The organism is Buttiauxella sp. AC142 (genome assembly GCF_979253435.1).
This window is the reverse complement of sequence record NZ_CEEDCH010000001.1, coordinates 725,155-739,094: the sequence shown is the minus strand read 5'-3', so window position 1 is coordinate 739,094 and position 13,940 is coordinate 725,155. Positions and strand designations below refer to the sequence as shown.

13 protein-coding genes are annotated in these 13,940 nt (G+C 46.3%); 9 read left to right on the top strand and 4 right to left on the bottom strand.

All coding sequences use genetic code 11. From position 1 onward, the window contains the following. Positions 1 to 50: 50 nt before the first annotated feature. The 4 genes from AC0IWZ_RS03330 to AC0IWZ_RS03315 all read right to left on the bottom strand — a co-directional run bounded on the left by AC0IWZ_RS03330 (position 51) and on the right by AC0IWZ_RS03315 (position 4,115). The gene (locus tag AC0IWZ_RS03330; RefSeq protein WP_471678164.1) at positions 51 to 287 is read right to left on the bottom strand and encodes a hypothetical protein; all 237 of its coding nucleotides are present in this window, start codon (positions 285 to 287) and stop codon (positions 51 to 53) included. 24 nt (positions 288 to 311) lie between these two features. Further along, positions 312 to 1,544: a hypothetical protein gene (locus AC0IWZ_RS03325; RefSeq protein WP_471678165.1), complete on the bottom strand. Its 1,233-nt coding sequence runs from the start codon at positions 1,542 to 1,544 to the stop codon at positions 312 to 314. Positions 1,545 to 1,562: 18 nt separating this feature from the next. After that, positions 1,563 to 3,527: a type VI secretion system Vgr family protein gene (locus tag AC0IWZ_RS03320; RefSeq protein WP_471678166.1), complete on the bottom strand. Its 1,965-nt coding sequence runs from the start codon at positions 3,525 to 3,527 to the stop codon at positions 1,563 to 1,565. Positions 3,528 to 3,596: 69 nt separating this feature from the next. Then, complete coding sequence (locus AC0IWZ_RS03315) at positions 3,597 to 4,115, bottom strand: Hcp family type VI secretion system effector (protein ID WP_172895455.1); 519 nt, start codon at positions 4,113 to 4,115, stop codon at positions 3,597 to 3,599. A gap of 536 nt (positions 4,116 to 4,651) precedes the next feature. Here AC0IWZ_RS03315 and tssB point away from each other — a divergent pair. The 9 genes from tssB to icmH are packed head-to-tail and all read left to right on the top strand — an operon-like array spanning position 4,652 to position 13,927. After that, on the top strand, positions 4,652 to 5,149 hold the full coding sequence (gene tssB / locus AC0IWZ_RS03310) for a type VI secretion system contractile sheath small subunit (protein ID WP_410372425.1): 498 nt from the start codon (positions 4,652 to 4,654) through the stop codon (positions 5,147 to 5,149). Between the two features lie 20 nt (positions 5,150 to 5,169). Then, positions 5,170 to 6,654, top strand: coding sequence for a type VI secretion system contractile sheath large subunit (tssC, locus tag AC0IWZ_RS03305; RefSeq protein WP_410372426.1), 1,485 nt, complete (start codon positions 5,170 to 5,172; stop codon positions 6,652 to 6,654). A gap of 2 nt (positions 6,655 to 6,656) precedes the next feature. Next, positions 6,657 to 7,088, top strand: a complete 432-nt coding sequence (gene tssE / locus AC0IWZ_RS03300; protein ID WP_172895458.1) for a type VI secretion system baseplate subunit TssE — start codon at positions 6,657 to 6,659, stop codon at positions 7,086 to 7,088. Positions 7,089 to 7,093: 5 nt separating this feature from the next. Next, positions 7,094 to 8,932, top strand: coding sequence for a type VI secretion system baseplate subunit TssF (tssF, locus tag AC0IWZ_RS03295; protein ID WP_471678167.1), 1,839 nt, complete (start codon positions 7,094 to 7,096; stop codon positions 8,930 to 8,932). After that, positions 8,896 to 9,933, top strand: coding sequence for a type VI secretion system baseplate subunit TssG (gene tssG / locus AC0IWZ_RS03290; protein ID WP_471678168.1), 1,038 nt, complete (start codon positions 8,896 to 8,898; stop codon positions 9,931 to 9,933). The genes tssF and tssG overlap by 37 nt, the downstream gene beginning before the upstream one ends. Before the next feature lie 26 nt (positions 9,934 to 9,959). Continuing rightward, positions 9,960 to 11,285 (top strand): type VI secretion system-associated FHA domain protein TagH, encoded by a 1,326-nt coding sequence (gene tagH, locus AC0IWZ_RS03285; RefSeq protein ID WP_471680487.1) that lies wholly within the window; start codon positions 9,960 to 9,962, stop codon positions 11,283 to 11,285. After that, positions 11,282 to 11,812, top strand: coding sequence for a type VI secretion system lipoprotein TssJ (gene tssJ, locus AC0IWZ_RS03280; protein WP_410372430.1), 531 nt, complete (start codon positions 11,282 to 11,284; stop codon positions 11,810 to 11,812). The genes tagH and tssJ overlap by 4 nt, the downstream gene beginning before the upstream one ends. Positions 11,813 to 11,817: 5 nt before the next feature. After that, a complete protein-coding gene (gene tssK, locus AC0IWZ_RS03275; RefSeq protein WP_259268154.1) occupies positions 11,818 to 13,161 on the top strand; it encodes a type VI secretion system baseplate subunit TssK in 1,344 nt (447 codons plus the stop codon). A 4-nt stretch (positions 13,162 to 13,165) separates the two neighbouring features. Then, on the top strand, positions 13,166 to 13,927 hold the full coding sequence (gene icmH / locus AC0IWZ_RS03270) for a type IVB secretion system protein IcmH/DotU (protein ID WP_471678170.1): 762 nt from the start codon (positions 13,166 to 13,168) through the stop codon (positions 13,925 to 13,927). Positions 13,928 to 13,940 lie beyond the last annotated feature (13 nt).

Sequence of the window (13,940 nt, the reverse complement as noted above, 5' to 3'; positions counted from 1 at the left end):
TTCCCACGCGAAATTAATGTTCTATGGTTATATAGTCTCAGGAAAATGGATTAGTTAACCTCAATGCGTGCACCAGAAAGACGGTTTACACCTTCTGCATCGCTTAGGATGTATTCACCTTTGATTACGACCTTACCGTTGGGGTAAAGCGTGATACATGATTTGCCGCAACTAAGAGTGATTTTTTGCTGTGCCGTGAAAATCAATTCTTCCGGCACCACTGATTTTTTATCGGTTTCTTCTTTTCTGTCATCATGCGCGGCGGCCTTTATTAATGTTTGTTGCATTAGTGCTCCCTCAATTTTCAGTAGTTATAACTGGCTTAAAGCAGGCAGAGTGGCTCGATCAGAAAATTCGCACATCCGTAGCAACGCCAGAGGACGTAAGTTCAAATAACCTTTCTTCAGAACCGCGCTCAATCCTTCCGATGTTGTAGGTTGCCCACACAGATACTGTGTATCCGATGAAAAACTGCCCTGATGAGTTTCCCACCAGCAATCAAAAGCTTTTCTCGCTGGCCAGCACACACCCTGCTCCGGATCACTCTCTGGAATGTCAGCTGACTCAGATATTACTCTGGGGTGTATTTCTTCTTTCTTATACTGCCAGCCGTCCTGTTCAGGTAACGATCCGGTAATGGTAATGACGGATAACGCACTTAGTCGGGCATATTCAGGTATATCAAAGTAAGTCATCAGGGAAGGAATAAAGTCTGCCTTCCCAGACCAGCCCATAGCCTGTATCAGTAATCGGGTATCAATGCTTTCTTCGTCTAGCCGACTTATCAGAGTCTGGGAATTTCCAGCACGGTGTGTTAATAGATATTTGACAGCGGAGGCCCGAATATCGGCTTTTTTACTGTGAGTCAGCAAGTGAAGGTGTGCGGTGGCTGCATTGGTGTGTTCATCCGGTGGCAAACTTGAACATAAAATTGCCCTGCATCCCTGTAATATAAGATTATCCCGACCGGAGGAAAATACGGTTTCCATGGTAGGAACAAATAATGGTGAAGCAGTCCTTCGCAGAATATTTAGCAGGAAATCAACACACCAGCCCTGCTCAATAAGTCCCTGGATATCCTGTTGATTGAACATTACAGATGCTGTATGGACATTGTCATTTAGGGTAGCTGTTGCGTAAGCCCTGCAAACCGGAAGTGACAATACCATTGGCCATATATTGGATCGGGCAGGCATCCAGTTAATTACGGAACAGAGAGCAGGTAACAGACGGGGCATTGCCTGAACTAATCCCATACATCCGGAGAGAAGCAATTCATCATTCGTATTTGCTGCAAAAAGCGCCACAGCGAACAACTCCCCCGTTGATAACACCCCCTGTAATAGCCCCCGCAAGTACTCTGCTGTTTCATCTTTCAGCAACAACATACCGTCCAGATACGTCTGCATTCGCTGGTCAAATTGCATTAGATCGCTAAAATCATGATGGTATGACGACAACAGCACATTCCGCAGGCGATAATCTTGGGCCAGCATATCGGTGTATTGTTCAGCAAGCCGGGGACGTAGTGTCCGGGTCAACATAGTGTAGCCTCTGTAGTATCAGTTGAAATGCACAGTACTGGCGACGCCTTTAATACTGTCATCTGCCTTAAACTGGATCTTCACACCGTTCATCATGATGGTACCGTCCTTGTTCATTTTCAGCTCACACTCTCCAACTTTGATGGTCAAGCTATCAGTAACCGTGAGGGTGTAATCTTTCCCTATCGTAATATTCTGGGATTTATCCACTTTTTCGGTATCGTATCCGATCACCTTGCTGTCCTGATTATTACCTACATCTTTCTTACGATCTTTAGTCACTTTCAACGTCTGATTATTCCCGACACTCACGTTTTGATCGTGAGTCACCGTAACACTCTGGTCATGACCTCCGGCATTCTCCTTACCTACAATCACCGTCTGCCCCAGCCCGACCGTCACCTGCTGGTTATTGCCGATGGTTTCGCGGTGGTCGACTTTCACATTGGTGTCGCGGTTATTGAGCACCACCGTCTTCATGTCCTTCTGGGCATGCATCGACAGCAGCTCCTGGCCTGTCTGGTCCTCAAACATCAGTTCGTTGTACCCGGCACCCTTATACGTCTGCGAGCGTATCGCCATCTGGGTTTTGGTGCCCGGCAGGTCGCCCGGTGCGCGGTTGGCAGCGTGATAGGTGCGCCCGGTGATAATCGGCTGGTCCGGGTCGCCGTTGAGGAAATCGACAATCACTTCCTGGCCGACGCGGGGGATGGCGATGTTGCCGAATCCGGTGCCCGCCCATGCCTGCGAGACGCGCACCCAGCACGAGCTTTCCTCGTTGGTTTTGTTGTAGCGGTCCCAGGCAAATTTCACCGTCACGCGACCGTGTTCGTCGCAGTAGATTTCTTCCCCGGCAGGACCGGTGACAATGCCGATTTGCGGGCCGTCCACCAGCGGTTTCGGCAACGGTGTCGGGCGCCAGGTCTGGGTGGCCGGAATAACATAAAAGCGGTTGGTGAGCGTGGTGCCCTGGCCTGAACTGCCGATTTGCGCCTGCGGCTGGTTGCCGGAAATCTCGCTCGACACCACCTGCCACGGGCTGTTTAAATCTTCACGCGGATGGTCGGTAAGGGTGAACCAGCGCCCCGGCTGGAGCTGCGGGGAGTTGCTGGTGCCGCTGGCAAAATCGACGTTATTACGCCAGCCGTCCATCTGATATTTCGCAAAATCAGCCCCGTGCTGTTCATCCTTAAAACGCCCCGGATAGTCAAAAATCTCATAGTCCGGGCGCTGATAAGACAGGTCCGCGCCTTCTTCCTGGTACTGCGCCTGCCAGCCGGGCGCGGTGAAGGTGTAATCCTGGGTAGTGACTTTCGCCGGGCGGATTTGCGCGCTGCGGCAAAAGGTGTTGATGCAGTAGGTGGACGATTCAGAGGCGGCATTCGGGTTATAGGGGAACGCCCCGAGGCCGCGCAGGTTGCAGCGGTCATCGGTGAAAGTCAGTTTCTGGTCGCTGTCATCGAGATATTCATCCTCGAAGAAAAAAATGCCTTCTTCGGCGGCGAGACGGGCGATGAAATCGTAATCCGACTCCATAAACTGCACGCAGAATTCGCGCGCCGGATGCGGGCGGCGAAACAGCGCGTCATGCGTGCGGATACGCATTTCTTTCAGCAACTTTGCGAAGATGTACTGGATGTCGTAGTTCTGAAAACTGCGGCAGTTCTGCCGCTGTGAACTGCGCCAGAACTCCGGGCGTACCGTCATGCGGTAGAGCGTCTGGTGCTTGCCACTGTCACCCTGTTCGCAGAAGGTGACAATACCCCGCACCCGGCGCTTAATCACGTCACCCTGCCAGATGGTGAGCAACGCGTATTCGTCGAGAATGGCTTTAAAGCCAATCGCCGGGTCATTGCAGGCCACGGTGATATCCAGAGTGAATAGCGAAGAGAGAGACTGCTTTAATTTAAAGCCCACCACCGCAAAGGTGTCCGCCGGAGTGCGCCCCGCGGTGAAGGTAAAGCGGGTGCCGTCTGAAGCCATAAAATACTCCTTCAGGGATACAGTAAAATAACGTCCTGCATGCAGGACGTTATTACCTTTAACCCGGAATTAAGATTCCAGTGGTGCACGCCAGTCGTCAGCGCCAGAAGTACCCGCAGAAGTGTGTTCCCACTCAATTTTGCGATAAGCCAGTGAAACCTGGATTAATTGGGTGAATTCACGCTTGGTAGCGTCCTGGCAATGTGGCATATGGCAATTGATATCCACAATGGTTGAATCTGTCAGGCGGGTAGTAAAGAAATGTTCTTGCTTACCCTCTACAGAAGTACGGAACCATTTCAGCTCTGTTGTTGGCAACATTTCGCCTGATGCCAGCGCGTTATAAAGCAGTGGTACGGCTTTATTAAGCGCTACAGTGAAAATGAAAGGCTTATGAGCACGCTGCCCAGCAGGCTGGCCTGATTGTGGGTCGGTAGGTACGGTAACGATATGCTGGAACTCTTGCACCAGCATTTCATCTTCATGCCCCTGAACATAAATATTTCCGACGGATTCAGCGGTGAAAGCCCCAGCAGTAATATTGCCCTGAGTCTGACCATTCATTGATATATAACATGGGGTTGGCATTGAAAAACTCCTGTAAGTAATAAACATCACTATTAATCAACGATGATTTCTTAACATTCATTTGGTTTGCCAACTACGTCATACACATCAGTAATATGAATGAACTAGAGTGATTTACATCATTTAAAATTTTAAACTGGCAAACAAAACAAAACGAAACCAGGCGACAAAATAACACCAGCAAAAAGGCGAAAGAACAAAAATACAGAGCAATGTCCGTATCCCTACCTTAAGGAGTTATAAAAATTATGAGTACACTCTCAAGCATACGAAAAAATAATACAGTGACAAATAAAGGAGCGTTCTCTCATTACACTCCAACTGCAAACATAAAACCACAACAAAAAAAACATAATTAGAAGTCGGTTTCTGTACTTTTGTATCTGTACAAAACGCTGGCTTATAGTGCTAACGTAGCCACCATTCAGAAACTATTACTCTGACAAATAACAAATCAGCCCTAACTATTTATTAACTAACGCCAGTCAACCAATGCCAGGCATACCAATAAGTGCGTAACACAAGGGTAAGTAAATATGAGTAACAATAAAGACGGCAGCGTCGCGCCTAAAGAACGGATCAACATTCGTTATGTTCCCAAAGCTGATGGGTTAAATTCAGAAATTGAATTACCGCTAAATTTATTAGTCGTTGGCGATATGAAAGGCCGTGAAGAAGATTCACAGCTGGATGAACGCAATACAGTTTCTATCAATAAAAATAATTTTAACGCAGTAATGAGCGAAACGGGAATCAACCTGAACTTTAGCGTAGGGAACGCCCTGAGCACGAAGAAAGGTGAAGAACTTCAGGTCGAGCTTGACGTGAAATCACTCGAAGATTTCTCCCCGGATAATATCGCCAGACAAGTTCCTGAACTCAGAAAATTGCTGGAGTTACGTGAAGCTTTGGTCGCGTTAAAAGGGCCAATGGGGAATGTTCCTGCTTTCCGTACCCAGTTACAGGCATTGCTGGATCAGGAAGAATCGCGTGCCCAACTCCTTAAAGAGCTAGATATCGTCAATAAGGCATAATTTTAAGAAGGATTTTGAACATGTCGTTACAGGAAGAACTTTCCTCGCCCTTAGCGGGAGCTGCTACTAAATCAACATCACTTCTGGATGAGATTATGGCGCAAACCCGTATTCAGCCAGAGTCTGACGGTTATGATGTCGCGCGCCAGGGTATTGCCGCTTTCGTAACCAGTATTCTGCAAACGGGTAATCACCAGGATCCTGTTAATAAACTTGCAGTTGATCGCATGATTGCTGAACTGGATGGCAAAATAAGTAAGCAAATGAATCACATTTTGCATGCTGAGCCATTCCAGCAAGTTGAGTCATTTTGGCGTTCGATGAAGTTGCTGGTTGACCGGACAGATTTTAAAGAAAACATAAAAATCAATATCCTGCATGCAACTAAAGAAGAGTTGTTGGAAGATTTTGAATTCGCTCCTGAGATTGTTCAATCCGGATTTTATAAGCACGTTTATTCATCAGGTTATGGTCAGTTCGGCGGTGAACCAATTGCTTCGATTATCGGTAGCTACGCGTTTAACAATAACGCTCAAGACATGAAGCTACTGAATTATGTCAGCGCTGTTGGCGCAATGGCTCACGCCCCGTTCCTGACATCCGTATCGCCTGATTTCTTTGGTCTAAAATCCTTTACTGAACTGCCAACAATCAAAGATGTTGCCTCCATTTTTGAAGGCCCGTCTTATACAAAATGGCGTGCATTACGGGAATCTGAAGATGCCCGATATCTGGGACTAACGGCGCCACGTTTCTTGTTACGCCTGCCCTACTCACCAATCGAAAACCCTATTAAAAACTTTAATTTTCAAGAAGATGTTAGCCATCACCACGAAGATTACTTATGGGGTAATACCGCCTTCTTACTGGCGAGCAGCCTGACAGATAGCTTTGCTAAATATCGTTGGTGTCCAAATATCATTGGCCCTCAAAGTGGCGGTGCGGTGAACGATTTACCCGTACATATGTTTGACGCTCTTGGGCAGACTCAGGCAAAAATCCCTACCGAAATTCTCGTCACAGACCGCCGTGAATTTGAACTTGCCGAGGAAGGTTTTATTACGTTAACCATGCGTAAAGGCAGCAATAACGCCGCGTTTTTCTCAGCAAACTCGGTACAAAAACCAAGGAAATTCCCTGGCACCCCTGAAGGAAAAGTTGCGCAAACCAACTATAAGCTGGGTACGCAATTACCTTATATGTTCATCATCAACCGTCTGGCTCACTACATTAAAGTGCTACAGCGCGAGCAAATCGGTTCATGGAAGGTTCGTAATGATCTGGAACGTGAACTGAATAACTGGATTAAGCAGTACATTGCCGATCAGGAGAATCCGCCAGCAGATGTCCGCAGTCGCAAACCTCTGCGCGCAGCCAAAATTGATGTATTAGATGTTGACGGTGAGCCGGGTTGGTATCAGGTCGCTATTTCAGTTCGCCCTCACTTTAAATATATGGGTGCCAACTTTGAATTGTCTCTTGTTGGCAGGCTTGACAAGGAATAATTATGATAACGCCAGGCCGGAAAAGAGAAGCATCAGCCAGTTTATTTGAGCGTATTGAAAATGGTTCATCAGGTCATTCACGTTCAATGCAAATCGAGAGTTTACAATTATCGATTAAACGTAACTTGCGCAGCATCCTTAATTCCAGGCCTGGCAGTTCTCAAAGCACACTGCAATTAGGTGTCATCGATTTAAACGACGCAACGGCCTCAACAGCAGATTTTCGAAAAACGGTCGAAGAAGCCATCAAGAAATGTATTGAAGATTACGAACCTCGTATAAAGCAAGCAGATGTCCATGCTGTAAGCAGTGATGGATATGACCCCATGGATCTTAATTTTCATATTGTGGCGCATTTAGACTTTAACGGCCGTAAGGATGTCGTGGAATTTAATATGCAATTAGACAACCAATATCACTACCATCTGGATTAAGTTATATGTCATTTGAGGAAAGGTATTTTCGAGAAGAACTGGATTATCTTCGTCAGTTAGGAAAGCTACTGGCTAAAGAAAAACCCCATTTAGCTCCCTTTCTGGCAGAAAAAGAAGCTGACCCTGACGTTGAACGCCTGTTAGAGGGGTTTGCTTTTTTATCGGGTAATTTACGATCCAGAATTGAAGATGAATTTCCTGAATTGACTCATAGTCTGCTCAATTTATTGTGGCCAAATTACCTACGGCCAACACCGAGTATGACAATCATTGAATACACACCCAATCCGAAAACAGTAACCACTGCATTTTTAGTGAGTGCTGATTCGCAGGTCATGAGTGCATCAAATGACTCCGCTGGAATAACACCCGATCAACACTCTGAAGAATCGTTACCTGCATGCATATTCACGCTAAGTCGTGACGTTTGGTTATTACCCATCAGTATTGATGATGTCACAACCAATAGCAGTCACAAGCATGGCATGATTGATATAACATTTGTGCTGGGTAAAGCGCAGGATATCAGCACGCTGGACTTCGACAAAATACGCGTCTGGTTAGGTAATGATGATAATTATACTCGCTATCAACTCTATCTGTGGTTCTGCGAGTACATGACAGACGCAGAATTAGTTGTAGGTGAAAATACTATTCGTCTGCCTGATTTCAGGCTGACTCCGGTAGGTTTTGAAAAACAGGATGCAATACTTCCCTATCCAAAGAATGTTTATAGCGGATATCGTATATTACAAGAATACTTATGCTATTTAGATAGCTTTTTCTTTTTCGATGCGAAAGGTATTCATTCATTACCTTCAGAGACAATCACGGATAAATTCACTCTTCGATTGCATTTTTCAAAACCATTACCTCCCGATCTAAAGTTAAGACAGGACTCAGTCAGATTATATTGCACACCCGCAGTGAATCTTTTTTCACAAAGTGCAGAGCCTATTGAGTTGAATAACACCACTACTGATTATTTGCTCAAAGCAAACCATCGACTATCTGAGTGCTACGACATATTCTCAGTGAATAGCGTCGAAAGTGGTTGGTGTTATGATAATAATCATAGAGGAAAAGCAGTCGATACGACAATACGTACCTATTCTTCTTTCGAAAGTTTTCAGCATCAGGTGGAATATTCTCAGCAACGGGAAGCATTATATTATCGGGTTAAATCCAAAACATCGATTTCCTATCATGGGCTTGAGCACTTTATTTCCTTTGTCCACGGTGACGGTACCTTATCTGAAAGAGAATACAGTGGTGACGGATATGAGGTTGTTTCAGCAGAATTAACTTGTACCAACAGAGAGTTACCTGCACAACTCAAAACGGGTGATATCAAACGCGCAATGGGAAAAAACCCCGCGGTATCCTCCTTCCGTAATGTCACACGTCCCTCACTGCCTTTATATCCTGTTCTTGATGGCAGTCTGCATTGGTCGCTGTTGTCGAATATGAGTCTTAACTATCTCTCATTATTGGATCTGGATGCCTTGAAGCAGATACTTCGTACTTATGATTTGCCGGGTATCCAGCACCCGCAGGCAGCAAGGTTATCTCAACAAAAACTAGACGCCATTGAGCAGATTGAAACCAAACCCGTGGATCACCTTTTTAAAGGTGTACCAATCAGAGGTTTAGCGTCAACAATCTATATCCGTCAAACCCCATTCATTTGTGAGGGTGAACTTTATTTATTGGGCACTGTACTTTCCCACTTTTTTTCGCTCTATGCCAGCGTGAATAGCTTCCACGAATTAAAAGTCGTCAATATAGATAATCAGGAGTGTTACGAATGGCCGGAGAGAATGGGTCAGCACGCGCTGATTTAGAAGTGAACAATCCCTTTCACGACGTCTGTCGTTATAATTTTTATGCTTTAGTTGAAGCAATTTATAAGCAGACCGACAAATATCAGGTCATTTCCCTTCAGACTGAACCTCAGGATGAAGTATTGCGATTTGAAGCTGATGCGAGCATTGCTTTTCCTAAAAGCGATGTTCAAGCGCTTACCCGTAATAAAATCGACCAGTTTATTATGACCACCACCTTTCTGGGATTGCATGGCAGTCAATCGCCATTACCGGGTTATTACCTTGATAATCTTGCCTGGGGCTCTGCTCAAGGCGAAAAAAAACTGGGTGATTTTCTCGATATGTTTTCTCACCGCTGGACTCAATTTATTTACCATATCTGGCGTAAATATCGTTACTACGCCTGTTTCCGTAATGGTGGTGTGGATGCCTTTTCTCAACGAATGTATTCACTTGTTGGATTGGGCAGCGAAACTATTCGCAGCCGCCTGGCGATTAATCACAGCAAAATGCTGGCTTACGCTGGAGCGCTGGCAAACCCAGGTCGCTCGCCTGAAGTTATTTGCAGCCTGATATCTCACTGCTTTGATCATGAAGAAGTGACATTACACGGCTGGCAATTACGTAAAGTCAATATTGCTCCCGACCAACAAAACAGATTGGGAAGCCGTGTCATGTGCGGTAGTAGTAAATATCAGGAAAAATCGGTGCTGGGTAAGAACTTCTCTATCGGCGGTCATATTCCCGATCGAGGTGGCAAATTTTTGTTATGTCTAAACAATCTCTCTCGTGAACGATTTCTTTCCTTTTTACCCAACGGTAAAAATTTCCTGCCATTAACACTATTTGTTGCCTTTGTATTACGTGACCAATTTGCCTGGGATCTACGGCTAGGAATTGCCCCGCAACAAGTGGGCGGCATGACGCTTGGCAATGAACAAAATTCACTTCTGGGATGGACGAGTTTTCTCGGCCAACCCAATCAGTATCCTCACGTGACAATCACGGTGAGAACGTAACCAGAGCCTTAAAAACGGAGCGCAATATGGCAGAGGATAAACAGCAGCCGTCACTTTCATTACAGATTATGAATGGTAATGAACTGGAAAGTGGCCGGGCAGCAAAATGCCTGTTTACGACAGAAGGCGGTGATATTGGCCATACCGAAATGTGTTACTGGTCTGTACAGGACAACAAGCAAAGTATTAATGAGAAAGCCTGTTCCGTTGTCTGGCGAGACGGCATTTTTTGTTTGCAAATACACACGCGAAATTTACAGCTAAATCAGGCGCCTGTAACTCAGAGCGCGGGTTTAATTCGTTTGCGTCAGGGAGATGAAATCGGCATCGGCACCCTGCGTATAAAAGCACAATTTCATCTGGGCGAAGGCGACGATTTAGATCTGCAAAATACGACACCAGAAACCATTGTGATGAACCAGGATCGGTTAACCGAAACGTTACTGACCACAGAAGGGCAACCAAGCTACCAAAGCACCCTGCCTTACCGGGAAATCGCGCCTTCGATTGTGAATGGTTTTTCTTCGGACCCGCTTGCAGCCCTACAAAAAGAGAGTCTGACAACTCACCATTCAACATTCTCGGCTTTTGATGAACCTTCTCTTATGCAGTACAGCCATCAAGTCCCGCTTACCGCGCCGGGTTCGGATGCGCCTCGAAAAGGTGGCATCGATAACCACTTCATGGATTTGCCCGATATCAGTAGTTTACGCGCTAAAGAAAATGAAGGGACACACCACAACGATGCCAAAGATCTAACTTACCACCATGTCGCCGTTTCACCACTTATGCGTGGCTTGGGTCATGCACTTCCACTGCACAACTCGCAAAGTGCAGATGATTTTCTGGAAGAGATTGGCCGCACTTTGCAAGCAGCGGTGAAAGGGTTGTTAGATCTGCAACACCAGCAAAATAGCCTTTCTGATAAGCATTTACGCCCGCTTGAGGATAACCCGTTACGTCTGAATTTGAGCTATGAAAGTGCGCTGAACGTACTCTTTGCCGATGGAAAAAGCCCAGTACATTTGTCTGCTCCAGCCGCTGTCGCTGAAAGCCTGCGCAATATGAAACTGCACAACCAGGCGAATCAAACTGCCATCGTTGAAGCGCTTCGCATGATGCTTGATGCCTTCTCTCCCAATCAATTAATGACGCGTTTTGCACAGTACCGCCGCAGCCACGAACAACGTCTGGAAATGAACGATGCCTGGGCATGGAACATGTACTGCAACTATTACGATGAGCTGGCTTCGAGCCGGCAGCTTGGTTTCGAAAGATTATTTAATGAGGTTTACGCGCAGGTCTACGACCGCGTATTGCGTCGGTCAGACCGGGAGTCGGATGCACTATGAAGTGGAGATGGCCCCTGGCGATGGCAATTCTGTGTCTCATCACAGGAATACTTAGCGGATGCGAAACGGCAAAAAAGTTAGGCCAGGTGATCGCTGACCCAAATATTAAAGTGGGCGAAGCCGCTGAGCAGCCTTCTGAACTGGTCGTCACACTTTTGACCGAGCCGGACGCTAATGCCAACGAAAGTGGCGAGGGTTTGCCGGTAAGTATTCAGCTTATTTATATGAGTGAAGACTCCAGGCTGCAAGATGCTGATTTTGATCTTATTGCGGGTGCCAAGCTTGATGAGGTATTGGGTAAAAACTATATCGACAACCAGGATTTCAGCTTACTGCCCAACACCATTAAAACGCTACCACTGATAAAAATGAATCCGGTAACACGTTATATCGGCGTAGTGGCCTATTTCGCTGATGATCAAATTACAGAATGGAAGCAAATAACATCTGTTGAAGGTATCGGACATACCTATCACCTGCTGGTACATGTGCGCGACAGCAGTATCGAATTAAAAAAAGAGGAATAACAATCGTGGCAACCATGAAAAATAAAGTTATCTGGCAGGAAGGTTTATTTGTTAAACCCCAGCATTTTCAGCAACAGCAACGACATAACGATTATGTCCTACAGAATCGTCTGCTGGCGCTGAGTAATATCAACTGGGGTTTTACCGATCTGGATATTGATGAAACTCAACTTAAGCATGGCAAAATCAGTATTAATAAAGCGATCGGATGTATGTCCGATGGAACAGTATTTAGCATCCCAGACCAGGATATTATCCCCGCACCGCTGCTAATTAATGAGCTGAAGACTTCGGCCAGCCGCGAAATTTATCTGGCTCTGCCAATCATTAGCGATGTGATTAATGAAGTTGAAGGGATGCATAGTGCAGGACAATCTTCGGGGCGTTACCGTATTAACTACAGCGATGTTCGCGATCTTCACACCAATGAAGGCGATGCAAGCGCTCTCGCTCTGGGTCAATTACTTCCTTGCCTGATGAGCGGAGCCGAAGATTTAAGTTCCTGGGTGACGATCCCTTTATGTCGCATTAAAGAACGCCATCCCAATGGAATGCTGGAGCTAGATCCCGAATTTATTCCCAGCGTTATGACGACTCATTCCAGTACCGCCTTGACGCGTTATCTGGGAGAAGTGACCTCCTCTGTCACTAACCGTGCCGAAGAGCTGGCAAAACGTATTGGCGCGCCTTCGCAACAAGGTATTGCCGACGTTGCCGAATTTATGATGTTGCAGATGTTTAACCGCAATCAGACAAAATTCGCTCATCGCTCTGCGCTGGCTCGCTTACACCCTGAGGTTTTTTATCTCGATTTGATTTCATTGTATGGCGAGCTTGTGACATTCACAGAAGAGAGTCGCCTGTCTGAAAAGCTTGGTTTCTATCAGCAGGAAAATCTGACCGAAACGTTTAATCAGATAATGCCTCGATTACGCAAAGCGCTAAGTACGGTATTAGCTCCACGCGCGATGAATCTGCCATTTACTTATATGGATGGCATTTATGCCGCCATCGTTAATGATTCAACCCTTTTGCAATCCGCAACCTTTGTGCTGGCGGTGAAATCGCAAATGCCACACGAAACATTACATCGCCAATTTGTGCAGCAATCCAAAATCAGCTCCGTGGAAAAAATCCGCAATGTGGTAAGCGTTCAAGTTCCGGGGGTTCAGTTGGTGCCGCTTTCCACCGCACCACGCCAGATCCCTTATCACGCCAATTATGTCTACTTCACCCTGGATAAAAACAGCCTGGCCTGGGCGGAAATTGTGCGTCACAACGGCATCGCTTTGCACGTCTCCGGGAACTTCCCGGAACTCGAGCTACAGCTTTGGGCAATAAGAGGATAACGCTATGAGCGAAATCTCTGAAGCATCGGTTTTCACTGATGAAACCAATGACGATAACCAACGCCAGTATCGACTGGCGCTTCGCGGCAATAGTCTGAATCCAATGATTGATGGAGCAACCCCTCTTCTTGGCATGGTGTTGCGTCTGAAAACCATGAGCAGTCGTGGGTTACCGGACCATCTTTTTGGTCAGGTTGTTACCGATATTCGTGCGATTGAGCAATTACTGCAGAACCATGGCTACGAGCCGGGGACCATCATTTCGTTTCGTTATGTTCTTTGTACTTTCATTGATGAAGCGGCGTTGGGCCAGGGCTGGTCAAGCCAGAACGAATGGGTAAAACAATCACTGCTGGTGCATTTTCATAATGAAACCTGGGGCGGTGAGAAGATTTATATTCTGCTTGAAAGGCTGATTGGCGAACCGAAGCGATATCGCGATCTACTTGAGTTTCTGTACTTATGTTTTTCGCTCGGATTCCGTGGCCGCTATAAAGTCAGTATGCAAAACAACGATGAATTCGAACATATATTTCGCCGCTTACACCACGTACTCCACCAGTTGCGTGGGGATGGTCCCTTCCCGCTATTGCATCTGGATAAAAGAAACCAGCATTCGCCGTACCGCTTAGTAAAACGCCTGGGCATTAAGCATTTGCTCGTAGGCGGTATCACCCTACTCCTCGCGACCTATTTATTTTATCTACTGCGCCTGAACGCGCAGACCCAGGACATTTTGCAGCAGCTAAGTGGCTTGCTGAGATAACAATAAGGATATT

What these genes read in the sequence shown, in the direction of transcription:
- AC0IWZ_RS03330 (WP_471678164.1), bottom strand. Translation starts at nt 287, where the DNA reads ATGCAACAAACATTAATAAAGGCCGCCGCGCATGATGACAGAAAAGAA.
- tssB (WP_410372425.1), top strand. Translation starts at nt 4,652, where the DNA reads ATGAGTAACAATAAAGACGGCAGCGTCGCGCCTAAAGAACGGATCAAC.
- AC0IWZ_RS03325 (WP_471678165.1), bottom strand. Translation starts at nt 1,544, where the DNA reads ATGTTGACCCGGACACTACGTCCCCGGCTTGCTGAACAATACACCGAT.
- tagH (WP_471680487.1), top strand. Translation starts at nt 9,960, where the DNA reads ATGGCAGAGGATAAACAGCAGCCGTCACTTTCATTACAGATTATGAAT.
- tssC (WP_410372426.1), top strand. Translation starts at nt 5,170, where the DNA reads ATGTCGTTACAGGAAGAACTTTCCTCGCCCTTAGCGGGAGCTGCTACT.
- AC0IWZ_RS03315 (WP_172895455.1), bottom strand. Translation starts at nt 4,115, where the DNA reads ATGCCAACCCCATGTTATATATCAATGAATGGTCAGACTCAGGGCAAT.
- tssG (WP_471678168.1), top strand. Translation starts at nt 8,896, where the DNA reads ATGGCCGGAGAGAATGGGTCAGCACGCGCTGATTTAGAAGTGAACAAT.
- tssJ (WP_410372430.1), top strand. Translation starts at nt 11,282, where the DNA reads ATGAAGTGGAGATGGCCCCTGGCGATGGCAATTCTGTGTCTCATCACA.
- tssF (WP_471678167.1), top strand. Translation starts at nt 7,094, where the DNA reads ATGTCATTTGAGGAAAGGTATTTTCGAGAAGAACTGGATTATCTTCGT.
- tssE (WP_172895458.1), top strand. Translation starts at nt 6,657, where the DNA reads ATGATAACGCCAGGCCGGAAAAGAGAAGCATCAGCCAGTTTATTTGAG.
- icmH (WP_471678170.1), top strand. Translation starts at nt 13,166, where the DNA reads ATGAGCGAAATCTCTGAAGCATCGGTTTTCACTGATGAAACCAATGAC.
- AC0IWZ_RS03320 (WP_471678166.1), bottom strand. Translation starts at nt 3,527, where the DNA reads ATGGCTTCAGACGGCACCCGCTTTACCTTCACCGCGGGGCGCACTCCG.